General features: G+C 36.2%; 1 protein-coding gene. It reads right to left on the reverse strand.

What is annotated here, in order from left to right; all coding sequences use genetic code 11:
- Window positions 1-126 precede the first annotated feature (126 nt).
- Window positions 127-1,557: an IS4 family transposase gene (locus tag AAHB12_RS31040; protein ID WP_342048924.1), complete on the reverse strand. Its 1,431-nt coding sequence runs from the start codon at window positions 1,555-1,557 to the stop codon at window positions 127-129.
- Window positions 1,558-1,649: the final 92 nt, after the last annotated feature.

Genomic DNA, 1,649 nt, shown 5'->3' on the forward strand with positions numbered 1-1,649 from the left:
CACATCCATCAACTTAAGATTCATTTTTATATAAAAGTTAAGGTTTCCAAGTAGTTTTTCATTACCTTTTACAGATGTTTTAAAAGTACGCATGCCAAATAAACCCGAATGGGTTTATTTTTTTAACTATGCTACCTGATGAGTCGGAGTGGTATAATTATAAACAACACCCAAAATATCAAAGACTGTTTTTTTCTTATATCTGTGGGATTTTCGTCCGTTTCGCTGTAGGAGGTTAAACAGACGAAGGAGAACCCTTGATAATTCTTGGGTGTTCTTATGTAATGCCTGATAAAACAGTAAAAAGTGGTCTTTAATCATATACATTGCTTTATATTCGCTTAATTCTTTTTGCTTCTTACGCAACAAGAGCTCTCTCATTTTAAACATAGTAGAAGAACAAAGTAGAATACCGATTAATTGCCCGTACAAATGACATTCTAATCGTTCTTGTTTAATAGATTTACAACGATGGATTTGAAACCAAGATTTCCATACTTTAAATAACAGCTCGATTTGCCAACGTAATGAATATAAATCATAGATTTTCTCTTTTGGTACCCATTCCGTAGGAATGTTTGTCATGTATACTGTAATTCCTTGTAAATGTTTTGTACGCTCTGTATATGTAATCCCTTTTTTCTTTTCACGAATAGCTCGATCGTGTAAGCGTTTCTTCTTTTGTTCCTCCGTACACCTATAAACCACAATGCGCGTAGGAAGTTTGTCTTTACTCCCTACATATACATCCCTCAACTCATATACTTGCCCGGGTTGTAATTGTTTCATGATGTCTTCCAAACGAATTTCTATATATACAGGCTTCAATTGAGCAGGTTTTGTTTTAAATTCCACTGTTTTGAATTCTTTTCTATATATTTTCGTGGGTAGCTTAAGGCGTGATAGATAATATCCTTGCTTACCTTGGATGGACTCAAAGTCTTGTAAACGAAAATACCCTAAGTCACGAATATAGAGATCGTCTTTCTGTACCATGTCCGTTCGACTCGCACCATACGCCTGATCACTTCGTTTTCCTGGTTCAATTTGTACATCAGAAAATTCTCCACTCAACAAGTCATACTCTAACTGAATTTTCACACCAGCTTTATGACTACATCCACCGGCACCTGGATAAGTAGATGCAAATCGATCAGGAACTTGAAAGGTCGTGGAATCAAGGATGCGAATACGCTCAAAGTAAGCAGAAAGAGAATGAGAAATCTTAGATAATCCTCCAATTTTAGCTTGTAGAAGTGTAGTAAATACACTTCGAAAGAAGGTTACCGAAGCCGAATTAAATCGTCGGTTAAGCCCCTCAGGGCTCAATAAGATTCCTGTTGAAGTTTCTAATTGACTACAAAGTTGAGTAAGCGAGGTAGTAGCGATTTGTTGATTTAACCATACACACAAAGATAAAAAATGGTGTCCATAACACTTCCGTTTTCGTTTCATTCCGCCTGCTTCGATAGCTAATTGATCCAATGCAGCGGGAGACATATACCGATACAACTCTTCGGCAAATAAAGACAACTCTTGTTTTGGATGCATATTCATAAAAAGCACGTCACCCTTTCTCATTAACATAAGAGAATAGTAACGTGCTTTTAACTTTAAGAATAGCCTAAATGCTTAAGTTGATGGATGTG

This window comes from Bacillus sp. OTU530 (genome assembly GCF_038440375.1).